The 21,684-nt window shown below is 39.6% G+C and carries 18 protein-coding genes; 11 read left to right on the top strand and 7 right to left on the bottom strand.

Going from position 1 to position 21,684, the window contains the following annotated elements; genetic code table 11:
• Positions 1–29 precede the first annotated feature (29 nt).
• Entirely contained in the window at positions 30–914 is an 885-nt protein-coding gene (locus V7K79_RS28275; protein WP_335052628.1) for a ParA family protein, read from the bottom strand.
• A gap of 529 nt (positions 915–1,443) precedes the next feature.
• Here V7K79_RS28275 and V7K79_RS28270 point away from each other — a divergent pair.
• The 3 genes from V7K79_RS28270 to V7K79_RS28260 all read left to right on the top strand — a co-directional run bounded on the left by V7K79_RS28270 (position 1,444) and on the right by V7K79_RS28260 (position 3,081).
• On the top strand, positions 1,444–1,854 hold the full coding sequence (locus V7K79_RS28270) for a 2TM domain-containing protein (protein WP_335052626.1): 411 nt from the start codon (positions 1,444–1,446) through the stop codon (positions 1,852–1,854).
• Positions 1,855–2,157: 303 nt separating this feature from the next.
• On the top strand, positions 2,158–2,481 hold the full coding sequence (locus tag V7K79_RS28265) for a phasin family protein (RefSeq protein WP_094352173.1): 324 nt from the start codon (positions 2,158–2,160) through the stop codon (positions 2,479–2,481).
• A gap of 78 nt (positions 2,482–2,559) precedes the next feature.
• Entirely contained in the window at positions 2,560–3,081 is a 522-nt protein-coding gene (locus V7K79_RS28260) for an FKBP-type peptidyl-prolyl cis-trans isomerase (protein ID WP_335052624.1), read from the top strand.
• A 165-nt stretch (positions 3,082–3,246) separates the two neighbouring features.
• Here the strand turns inward: V7K79_RS28260 and dnaB are convergent, their stop codons facing one another.
• From dnaB to gloB, 3 genes are all read right to left on the bottom strand, one after another.
• On the bottom strand, positions 3,247–4,590 hold the full coding sequence (dnaB, locus tag V7K79_RS28255; RefSeq protein ID WP_335052622.1) for a replicative DNA helicase: 1,344 nt from the start codon (positions 4,588–4,590) through the stop codon (positions 3,247–3,249).
• A 117-nt stretch (positions 4,591–4,707) separates the two neighbouring features.
• A complete protein-coding gene (gene rplI / locus V7K79_RS28250) occupies positions 4,708–5,166 on the bottom strand; it encodes a 50S ribosomal protein L9 (RefSeq protein ID WP_335052663.1) in 459 nt (152 codons plus the stop codon).
• A gap of 374 nt (positions 5,167–5,540) precedes the next feature.
• A complete protein-coding gene (gene gloB / locus V7K79_RS28245) occupies positions 5,541–6,314 on the bottom strand; it encodes a hydroxyacylglutathione hydrolase (protein ID WP_335052620.1) in 774 nt (257 codons plus the stop codon).
• 419 nt (positions 6,315–6,733) lie between these two features.
• On the opposite strand from gloB, the gene V7K79_RS28240 reads away from it, so the two are divergent.
• The 8 genes from V7K79_RS28240 to V7K79_RS28205 all read left to right on the top strand — a co-directional run bounded on the left by V7K79_RS28240 (position 6,734) and on the right by V7K79_RS28205 (position 15,820).
• Positions 6,734–8,119, top strand: coding sequence for a glycosyltransferase (locus V7K79_RS28240; protein WP_335052618.1), 1,386 nt, complete (start codon positions 6,734–6,736; stop codon positions 8,117–8,119).
• On the top strand, positions 8,116–9,288 hold the full coding sequence (locus V7K79_RS28235) for a glycosyltransferase family 4 protein (protein ID WP_335052616.1): 1,173 nt from the start codon (positions 8,116–8,118) through the stop codon (positions 9,286–9,288). The genes V7K79_RS28240 and V7K79_RS28235 overlap by 4 nt, the downstream gene beginning before the upstream one ends.
• Before the next feature lie 116 nt (positions 9,289–9,404).
• Positions 9,405–11,642, top strand: a complete 2,238-nt coding sequence (locus V7K79_RS28230) for an ATP-binding cassette domain-containing protein (protein ID WP_335052614.1) — start codon at positions 9,405–9,407, stop codon at positions 11,640–11,642.
• A 9-nt stretch (positions 11,643–11,651) separates the two neighbouring features.
• Positions 11,652–11,921 (top strand): hypothetical protein, encoded by a 270-nt coding sequence (locus tag V7K79_RS28225; protein ID WP_335052612.1) that lies wholly within the window; start codon positions 11,652–11,654, stop codon positions 11,919–11,921.
• Positions 11,922–11,931: 10 nt separating this feature from the next.
• Positions 11,932–12,891 (top strand): glycosyltransferase family 10 domain-containing protein, encoded by a 960-nt coding sequence (locus tag V7K79_RS28220; RefSeq protein WP_335052610.1) that lies wholly within the window; start codon positions 11,932–11,934, stop codon positions 12,889–12,891.
• A gap of 3 nt (positions 12,892–12,894) precedes the next feature.
• A complete protein-coding gene (locus V7K79_RS28215) occupies positions 12,895–13,875 on the top strand; it encodes an Npun_R2821/Npun_R2822 family protein (RefSeq protein ID WP_335052608.1) in 981 nt (326 codons plus the stop codon).
• A 3-nt stretch (positions 13,876–13,878) separates the two neighbouring features.
• Positions 13,879–14,769 (top strand): Npun_R2821/Npun_R2822 family protein, encoded by an 891-nt coding sequence (locus tag V7K79_RS28210; protein ID WP_335052606.1) that lies wholly within the window; start codon positions 13,879–13,881, stop codon positions 14,767–14,769.
• A gap of 16 nt (positions 14,770–14,785) precedes the next feature.
• Entirely contained in the window at positions 14,786–15,820 is a 1,035-nt protein-coding gene (locus V7K79_RS28205; RefSeq protein WP_335052604.1) for an Npun_R2821/Npun_R2822 family protein, read from the top strand.
• Between the two features lie 185 nt (positions 15,821–16,005).
• On the opposite strand, the gene V7K79_RS28200 is transcribed toward V7K79_RS28205, so the two are convergent.
• The 3 genes from V7K79_RS28200 to V7K79_RS28190 form a co-directional block, all read right to left on the bottom strand.
• A complete protein-coding gene (locus tag V7K79_RS28200) occupies positions 16,006–16,380 on the bottom strand; it encodes a hypothetical protein (protein ID WP_335052602.1) in 375 nt (124 codons plus the stop codon).
• Positions 16,381–16,409: 29 nt separating this feature from the next.
• Positions 16,410–18,134 carry an ABC1 kinase family protein gene (locus V7K79_RS28195; RefSeq protein WP_335052600.1) on the bottom strand — a complete coding sequence of 575 codons (1,725 nt, stop codon included), beginning with the start codon at positions 18,132–18,134 and terminating at the stop codon, positions 16,410–16,412.
• Between the two features lie 498 nt (positions 18,135–18,632).
• Positions 18,633–21,251, bottom strand: a complete 2,619-nt coding sequence (locus tag V7K79_RS28190; protein ID WP_335052598.1) for a M1 family metallopeptidase — start codon at positions 21,249–21,251, stop codon at positions 18,633–18,635.
• Positions 21,252–21,684: the final 433 nt, after the last annotated feature.

Here is a 21,684-nt window from a genome sequence, read left to right as displayed (position 1 = left end):
TCATGTTATTCATCAATGATTAACTAGAGCTATAGCTTTTGCAACAACTCCTGAGTTAACTGAAAGAAAGCTTTTGAACCTGCTGATTGGGGAGCATTTAAAACAACTGGTATAAAACTATCAACAGCCTTAGCAACGTTGACATCAACTGGTATTTGTACCTTACAAATTTTTTCAACACCAAAATCTTCTACAACGCGGTGCATTACTTGTTTATAATATCTGCCAGTGAGCAGGTTAGCGCTGGACATACTAAATACAATTCCCAACATTTTTATATCTATCTTGGTTTCATGTCCGTGACTATCTTTTAATTGGGCAATCCGTCTTTCTAGCAGTTGAATACCTACTACAGATAATGGTTCTGGTTTAGCAGGAAGTATGTAGAAATCGCTGGCGGCTAAAGCACTACGAGTCAATAGATTATAGCCAGGGGCACAATCAAGAAGGATAAAATCATATTCTTGACGTACTGGTTTTAAGATGTTATTAATCAAGACTCTTTCAAAGCGGTTCCAAATCGTTTCAAAGTCCTGTTCGCCTAAAGCAGTTGCTTGCTGATGCAGCATTTCCGAAACAACAAATTCATCATATAAATCGATATCCCCCGGTAATAAATCTAATCCGGGAAGATTACAAACCTGGGATTGAACAATATCCTGAATTGTGAGTTTTGCTTGTGGATTTGGATTGATAACTTCGTCTATCAGATACCTAAATGTCTTAGTTTGTTTACGAAGCTTGGCAAAATTTAAAGGCGACATCAAACTGAGTGTGGCGCTAATTTGGCTATCTAAATCAAGGACAAGCACCCGCTTACCATGATTTTTAGCTAAACAAGTAGCTAAGTTGACAGTGAGGGTGGTTTTACCAACGCCACCTTTCATATTGGCAGTAGCAATTACATATCCCATTGATTGAGTCCTCTATTGACGCATTACCACAGGTCAGTCAAGAAATAATTGAAGGGTGCGGATTATTTGTAGTCAGCGCTGAAGCATAAACTACGAACCGAGCAAATTAAACTTGACAGACTACTAGGTAGCGTACACTGCTGCTGATATTTTAAATCTTCCATTAAATTTAATATTTTTATAAATTCAAAAGAGTGATTTTAGCAATGTTTACTCAATTGAGGCAGCAAAATGTAGTTGGATCTTTATCTGAAATCGGTCTACCAACCTCTTACACCGCATAATGCATCTCTTTGCTAGTAATCTTTGGCTTAATGCGGTAACAGCGATCGCTCTCATCAAAGCAATTATAGAGGTATTGACAAATACAGTAGCCCTAAATCAATTGTGAGAAAATAATAGTGTTGTGAATATAACTAAGTATTAAAGGCAAAATGTGGATGCATTTGCTAATTGAATTGAACGAAGCCGATCGATAATTTAGTGAAATCAAAGGCAGATATACACACAAATTTATAAGGTAATTAAAATGACTTACGATTCAGAAGATGTCCAACAAATCCTGCAAAAAGCACTCACTCGTAAACAGGAAGGTGAATTTTCACGAGAACAGCTTTTAGAAATGGCATCTGAGTTAGGTATTTCTTCTATAATTTTGGAAACAACTGAACAAAAGTGGTTGGCTCAAAAAGAAGAGGAACGTTCGCGACACACATTTAATACTTTCCGACGCAGAGCCTTTTGGACACACTTTGTTTCTTTCCTAGCAGTGAATTTATTCCTCATTCTCTTAAATTTAATCACTAGTCCTAGTTATTTTTGGGCTATTTTCCCAATATTAGGATGGGGGTTGGGACTATTTTTTCATTGGTGGAGTGTTTATCAGAGTAAATCAGAGGATTACGAAATCGCTTTTGAGAAATGGCGTACACAAATTTAACTTCTCCTTAAACGATCAATCCTGGATATTCAGCACTGTCTAGATAAAATCTTCCCGTGAACTACTCACATTCACCATAAAAGATGAGTGTGAGTTTTGTAATTTAGAGGGAATCTCTTCTGACATCGTGGGAATAAGTAAATTTGGGCAACCTTAAACAGTTGTATAACCACGTCCTTTGATCTTTGTGCTTGCCAATTTGCCAAAATAGAACTGTAGGCTAGAATAACTACGCTTTAAGAAGCTTGATTGCCTACACTCAAGAGCAAGGGTCGGCTGGTTAATAAGTAAGAGGAAAGGAGTATGGACAACAACAACTGGTTGCAACAATTAATGATGGTGGGTCTTGGCACAACCTCTATAGTCGCAGAAAAACTGCGGCAAGTCAGCGATGATTTAGTTAAAGATGGCAAGCTCAATCCTGAGCAAGCCAAAGCGGTAATAGATGACATTGCCCAGCAGTTAAAGTCGGAACAGGGAAACTTCGATGTCCAAATGCAACGGCAAATGCGAAATATGATGCAGGATTTGGGGGTGGCTCGTCAGTCAGAAGTGGACGAATTGAGAGGTAGAATTGACCGTTTAGAGCGTCAATTACGCGATTTAGAAAATAAGCTTTGGCGTTAAAATGCCCTTTCTGATTTAAACTAAATGTGTCCTGTTGGTAATCTTTTTGCCAGGATACCTAAGTAAGGAGAACTGATTTTGAAACCAATTTTCCTCAGTGTGGCTTTCATGCTGGTGTGTGTTGTGCTGTTGGTTGTGGGGCAAGTAGGCAGTAAACAGAATACTGCCATTGCTGCCGAGTTAACCCAAACGCCGCCAGCGTCCACAACTGTAACTGAAAACAATATCTTAATTGCGAGTAATACTATGTCTGATGCTAATGCCGTAACTACTCCCTCTGGATTAAAGTATGTGGAGTTAAAAGAGGGGACTGGGGCGACTCCCAAACCTGGACAAACGGTTGAAGTTCACTATGTGGGCACTCTAGAAGATGGTACTAAGTTTGATAGTTCACGCGATCGCGGTCAACCCTTCAGCTTTAAAATTGGTGCTGGACAGGTAATCAAAGGTTGGGATGAAGGACTTAGCACCATGAAAGTAGGGGGTACTCGTAAGTTAATTATCCCATCTGAGTTAGGTTACGGCGCTCGTGGTGCTGGTGGCGTGATTCCACCCAATGCAACTCTAATTTTTGAAGTGGAATTACTAGGAGTTAGGTAAAAACAAGAGCATTGGGGAGCCAGCGCCGTGGTGAGGCAGTCACGTCTTGGGGGTTCCCCCAGGAGGAACTGCCGTGCATGGTTTCCCGACTTGAGGCGACTGGCGTCATTGGGCATTGGGCATTGGCTTCTCCCAGTCTCCCATCCCCAGTCCCTAATTCAATGGCTAAATTTTTAAATTCTGAAACTTTGTAAATTGTGGATTAAACAAAAGTTTCGCAGTACCTGTAGGCCCATTGCGGTGTTTAGCTATAATTACTTCTGCAATGCCGCGATCGGGAGTATCGGGAGAGTAATATTCATCGCGGTACAACATTATTACTAAATCGGCGTCTTGTTCAATACTTCCGCTTTCTCTCAAATCAGATAACATTGGACGCTTGTTAGTGCGTGCTTCTACCCCTCGACTCAACTGAGATAAAGCAATAACTGGTACAGATAATTCCCGCGCTAAACCTTTGAGTTGACGCGTAATTTTTGATAATTCTTGGACGCGATTATCACCTGCTCCTTCCATCAATTGCAGGTAATCTATTACAACTAATCCTAATTCAGTTCCAATTTCAGCTTGCAGTCTTCTTGACTGACTACGCATTTGTGTAACTGTAATATTTGGCGTATCGTCAATATAAATCGGCATCTCCGAAAGGATACCAATAGCACGGCTTAAAGGTTCCCACTGCGTTTGACTGAGGCGACCAGTTCGCAAATAACTACTTTCAATTTGCGCTTCGCTAGCTAATAAACGTTGCGTCAGTTGCTCTTTGGACATTTCCAAGCTGAAAAAAGCAACTGGTAATTTGTAAGAAGCAGCGATATTATGAGCAAGGTTTAAGCAAAATGCAGTTTTTCCCATTGATGGGCGACCCGCAATAATAATCAAATCTGAACGTTGAAAGCCGCTGGTCATGGCATCTAAATCGTAAAATCCGCAGGGAATTCCAGGTAAGGCGATGCCTTGATTTCTATCTTCAATATCCTGGAAATTATTAATTAGAGTATCAGAAATATGAACTAAACCCGATTGAGGGCGTTCTTGAGTAACACTAAAAACTTTCTGCTCTGCTTGATCTAAAACTTGTGGTAACTCGGTTTCTGTTTCGTAACCAAGATGTACAATTTCATTGCCAGCTTTAATTAACTGTCGCCGCAGGTATTTTTCCATAACTAACCCTGCTAAGGCGTCAATATTCACGGCTGACACTGTACGGTCTACCAGAGTTGCTAATTTATTTCTACCACCAATGCGGGATAGCATTTCATGGTCAGTCAGCCAACTGGTGACTGAGAGCAAATCTGTGGGTTTCCCTTGGGTGTGGAGCCTCACAGCTGCTTGATATATATCTTTGTGAGCGCTAATGTAAAAAGCTTCGGGAAGGAGGCGATCGCTAACTCGACTAATCGCTTCTGGATCTAGCAAAATACCCCCCAAAATCGCTTCTTCTGCCTCAATATTTTGGGGTGGGAGGCGGTCGCTACCTAGCCCTTGAAAACTCAATTCTTCAGCCATAAACGATTTTAGTTTTGAGATTTTGCTAGAGACGCGATTAATCGCGTCTGTACAGAAGCTAAAAGTTAAGAGTTACGAGTTTCTATTGCTCTCTGATCCCTTCGTCCCTCTGGTGAGTTAGCTAGCGACTACTTGAATATCGACTTGCGCCGCTACTTCCGAATGCAGCTTAATTTCGGCTTGATAAGTACCAAGGTGGTTAATATCGGGGATGGTAATTCCACGCCGATCGATTTCCTGACCAGTGGCTGCCTTAATTGCATCTACAACATCTTGGGTGGTGACAGTACCGAAAATTGCTTCGTTTTCACCAAGTGGCTTGGCAATTGTCAAGCTACCAACTTTTTCCAAAGATTCTTTTTGCTCAAGAGCTTGTTGTCTGAGTTCTAATTGCCGTTGACGCTCTTGCTCACGACGGCGTTCTACTTGCTTGAGAATACCAGGAGTGGCATTGGTTGCCAATTTCTGGGGAATCAGATAGTTACGAGCGTAGCCAGGAGCTACTTCCACTAAGTCGCCAGATTTTCCCAGCTTGCTGATATCCTGATTTAAAACTAACTGCACGCGTTTCGCCATCGTTTTTCGTTTTTCCTGTAAAATCTGATTAATTTGGGTGGGTTTGGGCAGCATAGCTCACTAAAACAGCGCTGTTAGCAGTAGCATGAATTGAGCCAGTGCTGAGTAAAAAGTCCTGAAGAACGAGTGTTTTTTCAGAACTTACAACTCTTGAAATGAGTATTTTGTCCCAAGTAGCTTTGCCCATACCCTAGAGCTTACAGATCCTAGCGAAAGGAAGGGTGCGATCGCAACTATTAGCGCTAGAAAGTTGGAGGAATGAGGGATAAGGGATGAGGGAGCAGAGGAGCAGGGGAGCAGGGGAGCAGGGGAGAATAATCAATCCCCAATCCCCAATCCCCAATCCCCAATCCCCAATCCCCAATCCCCAATACCTAAAACTTATTTTTCATTTCCCGCATCCGCGCAAAAGTTTGCACTCCATCGCTACCTTTAACAGTTGATTGTAATGATGGCTGATCCCAACGTAAAAAGGGATTGGTTCGCTTTTCCATTCCCAGCAACGAGGGGATAGTAGCTTCTCCTCGACTACGATCGTTTTTCACTTCATTGAAGCGTTTTTGTAAGTCGGCATTGTCGCCATCTACAGTTAGGGCAAATTGCAGATTTCCTAAAGTGTATTCGTGGGCACACCAGATATGCGTATCATCTGGTAGAGAGCGCAATTTGGTTAAAGAGTCTACCATTTGAGTTGGTGTTCCTTCAAACAAGCGACCGCAACCGCCAGAAAATAAGGTATCGCCGCAAAATAAATCGCCTGTCTCACCAGATTTTTCAGGGGGAAAGTAGTAAGCGATATGAGCGCGGGTATGTCCGGGAACAAAAATAACTTCAGCTATGCGACCGGCAAACTCAACGCGATCGCCTTGTTGTAAAAACACCTGCTGTCCTGGAATTCGCCCGCGATCTTCTACGCCACCGTAGACTGTTAGTTGCGGGAAGTGTTTTATTAATTGCTGATTGCCGCCTACATGGTCATTGTGGTGGTGTGTATTGAAAATCGCTACCAACTCAGCTTTTAACTGTGCAAGTTGCTTTAGTACTGGTTCAGCCTCTGCTGGATCGACAACAGCAGCAATTTGTTGCTGGCGATCTATTAGCAAAAATATGTAATTATCTGAGAGTGCCTCAAGCCTGATTACTTGCATTACTTAATATCTCCCTTTCCAGTAAATACTTTGGAATCTATCAGCAATCTTAAATATCTCAGTGAGAAAAGGTTGAGAAAGTCCATGAATACTATGATACTATGTATGCGTAATAATACTTATAAATATGCTAAATAACTATAAATTACGATCTGGGCATATCAGTAAAATTTCTCTGGGAGGAAATGTAAAAGCTAAGTTAGATTTATTCTGTTATTTTTGCCCTAAATTGTCTTATTTACTCAAAACCCAAAATCAGTAATCGAAAAATTTTTATTCGTACATACTTACTAAGTATTACAGAATTTTATAGATTAACTCGGGTTATTTATAAAAGATAGATGTTAATAATGAAAAAATAGAACAATCAATCATGGTAAAAAAATGAGCTTTCCAATTTTTTCCTTGCAGGTTTATAGATGAAGCTAATCCATACAACTAGCTGGTATTTTCCAGATTCATCAGGTGGTATTGAAGTATACTTAGATTCACTCCTGCATGGTTTACAAGTACATGGACTAGAAAGTATTGTTGCTGCTCCTCAACAAGGTACAGAGGAAGATACCTACGAATACAATGGCATCAGTGTTTATCGTTATCCTGTTTTTTCTAACCCCAGTAAGATACAGGTACACAAACAGTTACCCCACGGAGGCTTTAAAACTTTTGCTAATTGGCTAGAAAAGAATCGAGCCGATGTCTACCATCAACATTCATGGCGATTTGACTGCGGTTTACATCATCTTGCTCTCGCCCGCCAGTTAGGGATGGCGACTGTTGTCACTGTGCACATGCCTGAGCCTATATGTCTGCGTGGTACGATGATGCGTTGGGACAAAGAACCTTGCGATGGGCTGATTGACTCTGTTAATTGTAGTCAATGTTTGGGAGTACCAAAGCAAGTAGCACCTTGGATGCTCAAGAATTTAAGTCGAGTTCCCTTGGATGTTGGGGTAGCAGCAGAAACAAAATTACTTACCTCTAAAAGTTTTAAGCTACGCCTACTTGGTAAAGCTCTTGGCATTCCTACTTTAGTGTCTCAACATAGACGCAATTTAATGCAACTAGCAAAACTAGCTGATCGCATTGTTGTAACGAGTAATTGGCAATACAATGCTTTTGTTGCAAACAACGTTCCTCCCGAAAAACTTACTGTCTGTCGGCAAGGTGTTGCTAACACTTTCAAACGCGAAGTAATACCAAACAAACTAAAAAATACATTAAAAATCGGCTTTTTGGGTCGCTGGCAAGAAACTAAAGGGGTACAAGTCTTAGTAGAAGCAGTACATAGTCTACCGAATGATGTATCTGTGGAATTAATTATTCATGCTACTCATCCGGGAAAATACGGTGCTGCCAATCGTGAAAAAGTTATGGCGATCGCTGCTCGTGATAGTCGGATTCGCATTGCTGAACCACTTTCACGCGAAGCAGTACCAGAGGCATTAGCAGGTTTCGATATCCTCGCAATACCGTCGCAGTGGTTAGAAACTGGGCCCATAGTTGCTTTAGAAGCACAAGCTATGGGTATTCCCGTACTTGGTTCAAATTTAGGAGGAATTGCTGAGTTAGTCCGTCACGGCATCGATGGTTGGTTAATTCCAGCGAAAGATGTCCAAGCATGGGCTGAAGCGATCGCCATTTTAGCCAAAGACGCCAACTTGCTAGCTAAATTACGTCAAGGTATCCAGCTAGTACGTACAATGGATACTGTTGCTTCAGAAATGCTGACGCTTTACCATGAAATATTAAAAATTCCTCAAAAAAATTTGTATATTGATGGACTGACACCTAATTTATTATGAATAAACAAAATAAAAAATTAAAGGTTTCAATCCTCACGCCTAACTTTTCTAAAGGTGGAATTGACAGAGCATATTTGCTAAGTCAAATTTTTAAAAAATTAAATTATGAAGTAGAAGTATTAGGATTTTTATTTGGAAAAAATATTTATCCAGAGCCACCATCTGATTTAGCAATATTCTGTCTTCCAGGCTGCGATTATCCACAATTGTTCGGTTCTGTCAGGCAAATTTTAAATAAGATAGATGGAGATATTATCTGTGCTGTTAAACCAAAACCTACAAGTTATGGTGTAGCTTTAATTAACAAAATCCGCAGCCATAGACCAGTTATTTTAGATATTGATGATTGGGAATTAAGTTGGTATGGCGGCGATGAGTGGCAGTATCGCCCTAATTTGAAACAGTTAGCTAGAGAACTTCTCAAAAAAGAAGGTGCTTTAAGGAATCCAGATCATCCACTTTACTTAAAGTGGATGGAGTCATTGATCAATCATGCCGATGCGATTACAGCAGATACTCAATTCTTGCTGAATCGTTTTGGTGGTATTTATATACCTAATGGTAAAGATACTTGCTTGTTTGATCCTCAAAAGTACGATCCACAAATCAGTCGCCAAAAATATGGTTTAGCTGAATATCGCGTTCTCATGTTCCCTGGTGCGCCTCGACCGCACAAGGGTCTAGAGGATGTTTTAATGGCACTTGACCAGTTACAAGAATCCGACCTCAGGTTAGTGATTGTTGGTGGTAATCCTTACGATAACTATGATGAACAGTTGATTGAACGCTGGGGACAGTGGATTATTATGCTGCCTCAAACGTCAATAGAACAAATGCCGGAAGTTGTGGCTGCGGCCCATATTGTAGTAGTTCCTCAACGAGATACATCTGTGGCAAGGGCACAATTTCCGATTAAACTCATGGATGGTATGGCAATGGCAAAGCCAGTTTTAGCAACAAGAGTAGGAGATATTCCCGAAATTTTAAATGAAGTTGGTTATTTAGTCGATCCAGCTTCTCCAGAACAAATTGCAGAACAAATTAAATTAATATTTCAAGATTTAGAAACAGCTAACGAAGTAGGTAAACAAGCGAGAAATAGATGTTTAGAAAAATATAGCGTAGAGAAAATGGCATCTACTATGGAGTCAGTAATTGCCCAGTTATAACTAATAAATTAATTAAATGTATAAAGATTGATATTTAATAACTAAAACAATTAATTAATGCTTTAATTAATTTCTAACCTATGTTAATACTAAGTAAATCATGATGATAAAAACTAATGTCTAAAGGTCAACTAATCCTAAGATTCGCCAAACCCTATCCAGGTTTAATTATCCTAACAATGCTGTTAGGATTTTCTGGTGCTTTATTTAATGGTGTCGGTGTGACTTTGATTGTGCCAGTAATTTTGAGAATTGTCGGACAACCAGTCAATTTAACTGGTTTTCCTCCGATTCTCAAAGCTGTGATGTTTCCATTTGATAATCTTCCCGAAAATTCTCGAAATTTGGGAATGGCTGGAATAATTATACTTATAATTTTCTTAAAAAACTTATCTAGTTATTTTAGTATTTTAACATCAAGTGTTTTCACTCGGAGATTAAATGCGGATATTCGCGAAGCTAGCTTAAAGTTATTGCTAGATATTGATATAGACTATTATTCAAAAACGAAAGTAGGCGATATTATTAATCGCCTAGGTTCGGAAACTGCCCGTACTTCTAGCGCTATCGGGAGTATTATCAATTTAATTATTTTAATAATTACAATTTTAGTTTTTGTTGGTTTATTATTAGCAATTTCTTGGCAGCTAACAATCGCAGCAACAATCTTATTGGGTTTTATAACATTAATCAATCAATACACAATTAGTAGAGCGAAAAAATTTGGTCAACAACTATCAGAAATGTCTACATCTTATTCCATCAGTGTTTTAGAAACCTTGAATGGAATTCGTTTGGTAAAGTCAACTGCCAATGAAGACAGAGAATATCAAAAGATTACCAAATTAATCCGCGATCGCGAAAAAGCAGATTTTGAATCTCAGGTAAACTCCCAAGCGATCGGGCCGATAAGTGAGGTGATGGGAGTTATAGCCTTACTGATGATTGTATTCTTGAGTAAAACTTTCTTCGCCAACCAAGTTTCTTTCATTTCAACGGTACTACTGACATATTTATTAGTATTACTGCGACTCCTTCCTTTGGTCTCTCAGTTAAATAGTCTTCGTAGTAGCTTTGCCAATAGTGCTACTAGCGTAGAAATAGTGAGTGAGTTTTTAAGTCGCGATCGCAAGCCGTTTATGAAAAACGGTAATGCGATCTACATAAACTTAAAAGAAGGAATACGTTTTAATTCACTTTCCTTTGGCTACCCCAGTCATGAAAAGTTAGTACTCAAAGATGTAAATTTATTTTTACCCCGTGCTACAACTCTCGCTTTGGTAGGTGGTTCTGGCGCAGGTAAGTCTACCTTGGCTGACCTCTTACCCAGATTTTACGATCCGATATCTGGCAGTATTTCTATCGATGGCACAGACCTGCGTGATTTTGATATCAAATCTCTCAGAACACACATGGGAATTGTCAGTCAAGATACATTTCTTTTTAATGACTCAGTGCGAAATAACATTGCTTATGGAAGACCTGAAGCTACTGAAGATGAAATAATTTCAGCAGCCAAACGAGCAAATGCTTATGAATTTATTGATAAATTACCTCAAGGATTCGACAGTCAAATTGGCGATCGCGGCGTCATGTTGTCTGGTGGACAAAGGCAAAGATTAGCGATCGCTCGCGCCCTGCTGCAAAATCCCGAAATTTTGATTTTAGATGAAGCTACCAGCGCTTTAGATACCGTTTCCGAACGTTTAGTACAAGCTGCAATCGACGACTTAAGTCGCGATCGCACAACCTTGGTAATTGCTCACCGCCTTTCCACAGTCCAAAAAGCCGATCAAATTGCCGTATTAGATCAAGGACAGGTGGTAGAAGTGGGAACCCATGAAACACTTTTACAAAAAGGGGGTTACTACTCACGCCTCTACTCAATGCAATTTGCCGTTCAGACTGAATCCACCAAAACTAATCCCAGCTTTAACCGCATTTCTCACGAACTGCGTACAAGGCTTAACTCAATGATTGGTTTCCTGGGACTATTAGTTGACGATTTAGTAGACAATTCTCAAGAACGGCAGGAATTAATTGACCAATCATATAACTCAGCTTTAAAAGTTCTCAATGCCATCGATCTCTTCAGCGATGTAGTTAACCTGAAAATTAACTGGCAGTTATCGTCAGATATAAACCAAAATCAAGATGAAAATAATCAGTATCAAAATTTTAGTCAGATTTCGGATGAGTTTCGCACGCGTCTCTATCCTCTGATTAGCTCTCTGCGCTTACTAGCCGATAAATTAGAATCCGAACCCCAAAAACAAAATCTATTAATTGCAGAATCTTATCAATCTGCTATTTACCTATTAGATATATTAAAAGTTTTTGAAACTCAAGTTTAATTTTAGTTAATGTCAGGAACAAAAATACTTATACCAGAATCTTTAAAAAAACCATCATCCAAAAAAATGATAAATTCTTCAAAGAAAAATCAATATATTTTTGACACGGGAGAGCTATCATTCAAGCCTGACATAGCACACGAAATTCATGATGTTCTTTGTGCCAACGCCGCAGCTAACTTAGGCTACTCCTCAGTTTTAATTTATCAAGATAAAAAAAATTATTCTGTTAATCTACTATCGTTAATTTATCCTTATCAACCTCAAAAAACCGAATAAATACGATTATATGACTATTAAAACTGTTGGGATGATTAGCAGCTATTCAGGTCTGGCTAAAAACAAAGATTGGTTATGGCAACAAACTCCGCATTACTTTGGTGTTTGGAAGAACATGCAAATGTTAAAAATGGCACAACAGCCAGATTTTATGTTGCTATATCAATTTGATTTTCCTCAAGCATCGCCGCCAAAATCTTGGTTAGATAGTTTTCGCAAACAGCAGCAAAACTCAGTAGTAAATGTTGAATCTTTACTGCGTGGTGTCAATAAAGAGCGGATTATTTATTTGCTCAGAGAACCGCCTTTAGATGAAGTTGTAAAAATAACTAATTATAATTATCAAGAAGCCCAAAAGTATTGCGGCTACGTTTCTGGCCCCGATGATTTTGCTCCCATTCCTGACTATATGCCTGCTATTTGGTATCATTCAAATTCATTTCAAGATTTAAATGAAATGCCACCGCCCCCAAAAGTTGCCCCATGTAGTTGGATTACTTCGGGAATTAGCCGCACAGTCAATCATCGCCAGCGTTTAGATTTTTTACAATCTTTGCAATCTAGTGGCATGAAATTTGATTTGTATGGGCGTAACTTACCAGAATGGGCGAACAGTTCGGGAGAACTAAGCAACAAATGGTATGGCATGGCACCATACTATTACAATCTAGCAATTGAAAACTATGCTGATAATAATTGGTATGTGAGTGAGAAACTTTGGGATAGTTTACTTGCTTGGTGTTTACCAATTTACTATGGTGGCCCGGCTGCTGATAAATTATTGCCACCGGGTAGTTTTTTGCGCTTGCCCAGTTTAGATGAAAAAGGTATTGCCTACATCCAAGAAGTGACAGCTACACCTGATGCTTGGTATGCTGCCAAAGATGCGATCGCAGAAGCACGTCAAATCATTTTACACAAATTAAACCTGCTTAATTGGTTATCAAACTTTGTCGATCAACACTCATAAATTATGAATGGTATTTGTACCCTTGGCAATGATTATGTTTTCGATCAACTGGTGGCTTTACTCAACAGTATTGATGTTATCTTAGGCCCAGAAACTCCTGTTTGTATCTATCCTTTCGACGATCGCACACAACGGATTGCTGATGAAATAGCGAAACGCCCTAATGTATTTCTTTACGATGACCAAGAATCAATCAACAGCTGGGATCAATTTATGCTTGCAGCAGCCCCAGAACGATTGAATCGGAGTAAATCCCGTCTTTATGGCGCTCACCGTCGTTTTTGCGCTTTTGATGGGCCATTCGAGAAGTTTATCTATTTAGATGCAGACACCTTGGTGATGAATTCACTCGCAGGAGTATTTGAAAAGCTAGATAGTTATGATTTTGTGGTCTACGATTTCCAATTTAAAGACGTTAGTAAAATATATAATATTGATTCTCCCAAATTGCTAAAAGTTTTTGAGCAAAAGCGCATTGATTCTGAAATATTTTGTTCAGGCTTTTATGGCGCAAAAAAAGGGCTATTTGACTCAGAAAAAAGAGATTGGCTAATCTCACATTTGCAAAATGGGGAGTCAGAAATTTTGTATGGTGGCGCTGGCGAACAACCATTAATCAACTACATGGTAATGAAGTCTAATCTTTCTATTTATAACTTTGCTTGCCAACTACCAGATAATCAAAAAACAGGATGCTCTGCTGGCTCCAAACACTTCGAGGAACGAGAACATATTCTTTACGATCGCGGTAATCGACTAACTTATATTCATTACATTGGGATTCCTCCTAATATCAACCAAGCCGTCTGTGGTGGAGAAAATATTCAGTTTCCCTATCGAGATTTATTTCTCTATTATCGTTACTTACACGAACCAGAAAAGCGTCCAGTATTTAACAATCCTTCTAAGAATTATAATGACGCTCCAGTACCAAATTTACTTACCAGAGCTTTGCGAAAATTTAAGTTAATTAACCAAGGATAATTTATGAGCCGGGGTATATATATAGTTGCCAATGACCGCGTTATCGATAATGCTATTGCTCTACTCAATAGCATTCGTTACTATGATCCAGAAGTTACGGTTTATCTTATACCTTTTAATGACAATTACCATAAGGTAGCGGAACAGCTTGCTACCTTACACAACGTCCAAATTTTTCCAGATTTAGAACTTATTGATACCTTTACCAAACGCATCGGAGAAATTTTTGACCGAGATTTCCTCGCCTTACCCAACAAAATGCGAAAGTTAGTGGTATGGTTTGGGCCTTTAGATGAATTTATTTATATTGATACGGATATTGTCGTTTTTGAAAAAATTGCCGACAATTTAGACAAACTATCAGAAGTCGATTTTTTCTGCTGTGATTACCATTATGCTAATGACAAGCTGCGAAATATTTTTTCCCCATTTGTGAAAGAGCAGCAAGTTTTTTCCGATGCCCAACTTCAAGATGTTTTTAACAGTGGTTTTTGGGCTTCGAGAAAAGGAATTATTACCGAACAACAAATGGATGAAGCTTTACGCGAGTGTGCAGCACATCGCGAATATTTTGATTTTTCTGAAGGAGTTACAGATCAACCAATTTTAAATTATCTTGTTCTCAAATTAATTTCCAAACGTGGAAATCTCGTTAAAATTCCTGGAGGAGGGCCTGGTAGTTGGGCAGGTTCGCAAAATTTTAAACAGCAAGATTACGCCCTATATGACCGAGGACAACGACTCAAATATCTCCACTGGGCTGGTACGCGGATGAAAACTGGTAGTCCTTATTGGCAATTGTGGGAACACTATCGCTATCTTCATGAGGGTAAATTTGCCTTCATTCCCAAACTAACTCGCCGTTTATTTCCCTTTGTTTCTGCCCGTACTTAAGATTAGGAGTATCCCAATGATTGATGGTATTTATATCCTAGCCAATGATGTTGTCTACGATCAACTAGTTGCTTTGCTCAACAGCATAGAAGCTAATGTTGGTAGAGAAATTCCTATTTGTATAATTCCATATAATGATCAGTTAGAGAAAGTAAAGGTAGAGATTGCATCTAGAGATAATGTGACGCTATTTGAGGACTCTGTATCCATAGCTTACTGGGATAACTTTGCAACCCAGGTCTGGCAAAATCACTCAAGGGCACAAAAAACTTGGCGAAAATGGGGGCTTCCAGAACTTTATCGTCTACCAATGCATCGTAAGCTTTGTGGTTTAGATGGTCCCTTTGATAAATTTATTTATTTTGATGCAGATACACTCCTTATGGGGCCTATAGACTACATATATGAAAAATTAGATAAATATGATTGGGTAACAAACGATTTTCAGTATAAATCTGAATTGAAATATATTTTTGATGGTTCACCAGAACTTATACAGCAAATTTTTGACCAAGAAAAATTGCATTCTCATATATTTTGTGCCGGTTGGTTTGCAACTAAAAAATATATTTTTTCTCAAGCTACATTAGCAAACCTACTCGAAAAATTACAGGCTGGTGAAGCTGATGTCATGGCTTTTGGAGGTCCTGACCAATCTTTATTTAACTACATGGTGTTGAGAAGTGGAATTTCCTATTATAACTTTGCTTTTCATGATTGCGAACAGGCAACTGGCAACCATTGGAGTTCTCAATTTGATGTGGTAGATAACATCCTTTACGACCAAGGACGGCGGCTGACATATCTGCACTATATGAGTATAAGTTCACCACACTTTACTCAACTTTGCGCTGGTGAAGATGTTAATATTCCATATCAAGATGTATTTTTGCATTATAGATATTTAAACTCACCAGAACAAAGACCTAAAAGCTTTAGGCGTCAGAATCAGTTAATGCGTCTGCAAAAGACTACTACAAGTTTTTTCAATCAAAAAGTTAACAATATTAAGCTTAACTATCGTAATTTAAAAGATAAAATGACTAAGTAATTAAGCAAAAGTGGACTAAAATGTTGTTTAATTTATAGCTTATCTATTGCCCACTTATTGGTAATGATGAAATTTCAGTAAAAAATAATTATTCACCACTAGATAACGATCTCGTTTTTAATAGAGCATCATTGCTGGCGGTGAGTATTTACGGTAATTTAGATATTTGTGAAGCTTCTTACTTTTTAAGAAAAAGAATCCAAATCTAAAGATTGCATACCTTCGCGTTCTATAAAGGTCATCATACTTCCCAGCTGCAACCAAACTAGCAAACAGGTAAACAGACTAATTGGTAGACCGACTCCTAAAGCCAAGGATGAGGGAAAGCCAAATATTTCTAAACCTGAAGACATAAATAGACAAGTACCGCCTGTTATGCCGATAAATGGTACAAGTAACTGTTTCAGTGAGGAACGTGGCTGAGTATTTTCTGCTCGTTCGCTTGGCCAGTTCTGCACAATTACTTTTAAAGTGCCAGATAATGCCAAACCAGATGTTAATGCAGTCAAAAAGCCAACAAGTAAAAGAAAATAAGGCGGTTGCACAGGAAAATAGTACATGAAAACTCCTAATTTATATTAAAGATTTTTTACTTTTTATTTGTTGACTGATTCTCAGCAAAAGACCCAATTAATGTCGCTTTTGGCAGGATAGCGGCTGCACCTTCTCTGGATAATTCTGTTAAAATCCCAATCGCTACATTTAATAAACGATCCGGTTTTAAGTCATCTTTAACCAGGTTCCACAAGCGTTGCACATCTTCGGTGTGCAGGCGGTCATCTTCGGTAAGAGCAAGCACCAACTGTCGCCTCAGAAACTTGCCTTCTTCGGACATTAAGTATTGGAACCCCATCTGGGCTGTGGGCAATACATCAAAGTTATTATCGCTACGAGCGATCGCAATCAAATTCTCTAATCGCTGCCACTGAAATTTACCATCTTTGAACAACACATTCAATAATCGTCGCCGCAATGCAGGCGATTCCCCTGTCAGCAACCGCCGCGCTATATAGGGATAACCTACTTCAACAATTTTGAAATTGGGGTTAAGGCTAAGGGCAATACCTTCTTGGGTAACTAAGGAACGAATAATCAAAGCAAACTTTGCCGGGACTCGGAAAGGATATTCATACATCAGTTCCGAAAACTCATCGGTAATAGTTTTGAAGTTAAAATCCTTGACATTTTTACCAATAGCGTTTCCTAGCACCGCTTCTAATGCTGGTACGATCGGGCAAATATTCGTATCTGGAGTCAGAAACCCTAATTTTACAAAGTCTTCGGCTAAGTCGGTATAGTCTTTATTCACCAAATGCACTAGCGCATCTACCAGTGTTTCTTTGGTACTTTCTTCCAACTGATCCATCATACCGAAGTCAATATAAGCCATACGACCATCGGTCACAGCAAACAAATTGCCAGGATGAGGGTCAGCATGGAAGAAGCCATATTCTAAAAGCTGTTGCAATCCTGATGTAACACCAATTTGGATAATCGCTTCTGGGTCTAAACCTATTTCACGGATGTGTTGAGTATCCGTCAGCTTAAAGCCATTAATCCATTCCAGGGTTAAAACGTGGGTATTTGTATAATGCCAGTAAATACCTGGAACTTTTACTTGTGGGTCATTGTGGAAGTTGCTAGCAAATTTCTCGGCGTTGCGGCCTTCATTAATATAGTCAATTTCTTCAAATAACTTCGTGCCAAACTCGTCCACTATTAAAGTTAGGTCGTGACCGAGATTTAAAGGCAACCAAGGAGCTAGCCAACCTGCTGCCCAACGCATCAGATATAGGTCACGTGTAATTACCGGGTATAAGTTGGGGCGTTGCACCTTCACGGCAACTTCTTCACCGCTAACCAGACGACCCCGGTATACTTGACCCAAGCTAGCAGCAGCGACTGGGTTAGCTGACAGTTCGCTAAAGCTTCCGTGAATTGGACGACCTAGTTCTGTTTCAATAATCTGGTAAGCGATCGCATTATCGAAAGGTGGTAACTGATCTTGTAACTTTATCAGTTCTTCTAAGAAATCTTTGCGTATCAGGTCAGGTCTAGTGGAGAGGGCTTGACCAACTTTAATAAAAGTCGGGCCGAGGCGAGTGAGCATCTCTCGCAACTGGATAGCTCGTTTACCCTTGTTCTGCTCAACTCGATCTTGCCAGTCGTCCCACTTCAAACTGAGTATAAATCCTGCAAAGGAGAAGATAATTCTCAGCAGTCGTCCCCAGGCTAGCCAAGGACGGTAACTATAGTAGCGAGCGATCGCATCTGGATTATAGAGTTTTAGTTGAGCAGGTTGATACTGACCCACGCCTTTTTTTGCCTCTTCGACTGAAAAATTTACAATGATTGTTTTTCTCCTGACTCACAAGTTAGTTGCATCAGGATAGCGGTAGTCTTTTATCTAAAACAACTAGAACTCTACTCTTTAGGGATAGTGTTCGAGGCGATTTTAGGATCTGTTACTGCCTATATTTTTTTATCTTTTTCTTAATTATACTTTATAAAACTACAACTACTTATCCCACTTTTCGATGATTTTATCTTTTCTTAACTTTAATTTCTAAAAATATAAATATGTACCTAATATATGTAAATTGAAACTCAGTAACCGCTTACAACATAAAGATCCCCGACTTCTAAGATAAGTCGGGGATCTTGGTACTATGTTTATTTATACCTGTGACTTAAGTGGAAAATAAAATATTTTATGTGTCCACAAGAAAATTACAGTATCAACTAAAACCTTGGTAATTGTTAATAGCTTTGTCACAATTACCAATTACCTGCTTTTAATTGTCGTGTAATGCTATTTAGATTTGGCCTCCAAGTTTTCTAAACGGCTTCTCAAGTCCTGGTTTAGTTGTTTGAGTTGGTCGAAATCTTCACGCAGTTGACGCAAGGTTTTTTCTGAACCAATGTTCTTTTGCACCTTGGAAATTTCTTCTTCAGCAGAGCGACGTACACGCCCATCAGCTGTTCGTTCAGCTAGCGATCGCAAAATTCCCACTGCTTTGGGTGTTTCCATTTGTCCTAATGCTGCGGCTACGGCTACTTGGGTTAAAAAGAAGGTTTCTTTGGCTAGTTCTGTTAATTTTTCTAAAATCCGTTCTAAATTACCTGGACTTTGACCTACAGAAATCTTTCCTAAAGCGCGAATTGTAGCTAAACGTAGTGGTTGTGGTACACCGAGTTTGGTGTATTCGATTAGTAGATTTAAAGCTGCTTCCGAAGTTTTGAATTCAGCTAAACCAGCAACTGCACCACTCCGCACGACTTCATTCCAACCTGCCTTTTCTTCTAAAACAGATTTCAGCAGCTTTAATACTTTGTCTTCCTTGGGTTTTTCTTCCGAGTTTGCCGATGCAATTGCCCCGATAACACGAGAAGCTGCTGCTTCCACGTAATAACTAGGATCACCCTTTTGCACTAACCCTTTAACAGCTTTATAGCTTTCAGCAGTTTTGAATTGAGTAAGTGCTTCTACTACAGCTCGTCGCACATAAGCATTTTTATCTTTTAACCCAGCAATTAAGCCATCAAAGGCTTGATCTAAATTGATTTGGGCTAGTTGTTCTGCCACATCTACACGCACACCCCACAATGGATCATTTTTTAGCGATGCAGACAGTGCAATGATTGCTTCTAGCCCACCTTTTTTCGCTAAAGCTGCTGCTGCATAACTACGCGAAATTGGATCGGGATCAAATTCTAACTGTGCTTTCAACTCCGCGATTGGATATTCCAAAGCTACTGTTTTTAAGTAATTATTTCCAACATCAAAGCTAATAAATTGCGGCTTATTCTCTAGGGGAAAGTAGAAGCTTTGTTCGCGTTCATTTATGCGGACGGTGAAAGTTTTGAGTGCTGAGAATGAAGTGCTGATTCCATTACTCCTGATTTCTTCTTGCTGGCTATAGCCAAAACCAACAGGTATTTTTAAATCAAACAAATCCTTACTGCCATTTGTGCCCTCAGCAGCTTGGGTTTGAGTTACTGTAATTTTTGCTAAATTAGCATCCCCATCCCAAGAGTAAGCTACTTTAAAATCGGGATGACCACCACGATAAACGTATTGATCAAAGAGGAATAAAAGATTACGTCCGGTTGCCTTTTCAATCGCCCTAAGTAAGTCTATTGTTTCTACGGTTTTATGAGCATTGTCTTGGACAAATGTTTGAATTGCCTGCCAAAACAACTCATCTCCCAATTGGGCCCGAATCATGTGATAAACACAAGAGCCTTTTTCGTAGATGTGGCGATCGTAAAGTTCAATAGCTTCGCGGTAAACGTGCGTTACCATTGGACGGCGATAACGGCTATTATCTTCGCTTAAGTAACGACGAGCCTCTAATAACCGATAGTAAGCTGCTTCTTCTAGACTATATTCCTGTTCTGTCCACATCACCTCAGAGTAAGAAGCCATCCCTTCTTTAATCCAAGCATGAGACCAATGCTTAATCACCACTAAATCGCCAAACCACTGATGCGCGAGTTCGTGAACGACTAAAGCTTCGGTGTTGCGATTATCTAAGGCGGCGCGTTCATCCAGTAAACATCTGTCTGTTAACAGTGTTGTCGAGGTATTTTCCATACCGCCAAAGATGAAGTCATCGACGCAAACCTGGGCGTATTTCGGAAAAGGATATGGATAACCATACTTTTGGCTCAAAAATTCGATCATGCGGGGAGTTTTTTCCATGCTGCGTTTAGCATCTTCCTCGCGTCCCTTTTCTACGTAGTAGGTAACTGGTTTACCATTCCACTCATCCTGAATTTCGGCAAAGTCACCGATTGCCAAAGTCATTAAATAGGTAGGATGAACTTGTTGCTGTGACCAATGGTAGATTTTGTAATTACCATCTTCGGTGGTGTTAATCAATTCGCCGTTGGAAATCGCCACGAAAGGGTTGGGAACGCGGACACGAATTTCCGAAGTAGACAGTTGTCCTGGATAATCAAAGCAGGGGAACCAAAAGCGAGAGTCTTCGTCTTCCCCTTGAGTCCAAACTTGAGTAGGTTTGTTTGGATAGTGCTTATCTGGTTGAATAAAATAAATACCGCGTTGTGGTTTTGTTACCGAGTAAGCGATCGCAATTAGCAAGCATTGACCAATCTGGGTTGGCTGAGAAAGTTGAATGGAAAGCTGTTCTCCGTCATAGTCAAAATTTTGTGGCACTTCGTCCACCTGCACAGACTCGATATTTAAATTGACAGCATCCAAAGTCAAACGATCAATACCATTACGGATTGGCAAGAGGCGAATGCTACAATTGCCCTGATAGCTTTGCTTGGGAATATCCAGGCTGAGATCGAGGAAAATATGCTCTACCTGTCCGGGGCGATCGGGGTTGTAGTGTGGTTTTGCTCCCGGTAACTCAAAAGGTTTGTGTCCGTTATTATCTGTATCAAAATAAGACTGCGACATTGATGCTTACTGACCTTGTAATCCTGAAAAGTCTGGCTTGGTTGGATGTAGTTAAGAAAAATAGCGGTGTTTGATGTATTTCCCAAATCAACAGGGCATTATGGAGGTGAGAACTCCCCTTTGGGATTGGGAGATTAAAATTAATCTCACCCGAACTTCCAAAGAGCGGCTAGCGATCCTTGGGTTTTTCCATATTCCTCCCGCATTTACTTTTTTTGATGTTTTGCACTTTTTTGGCATTTAGTCAAGAGTCTCTTCCACCTCGATAAATTCTCATTAAGTACAAACACTCCTAATTATTTTTATAACTTAGGATAGCTTGCTGCTAAACCCGCTATTTTGTTTAAAATGAACAGCATATCATTAGCAGATTCGCTCCTCATCTGGTTGAAGTATTTTTGAGAATAATTTTAGACCGCTAATTTATAGGATT

The organism is Nostoc sp., assembly GCF_036917575.1.
Classification (GTDB): Bacteria; Cyanobacteriota; Cyanobacteriia; order Cyanobacteriales; family Nostocaceae; genus Nostoc.
This window is presented reverse-complemented; position numbering and strand designations above follow the sequence as displayed.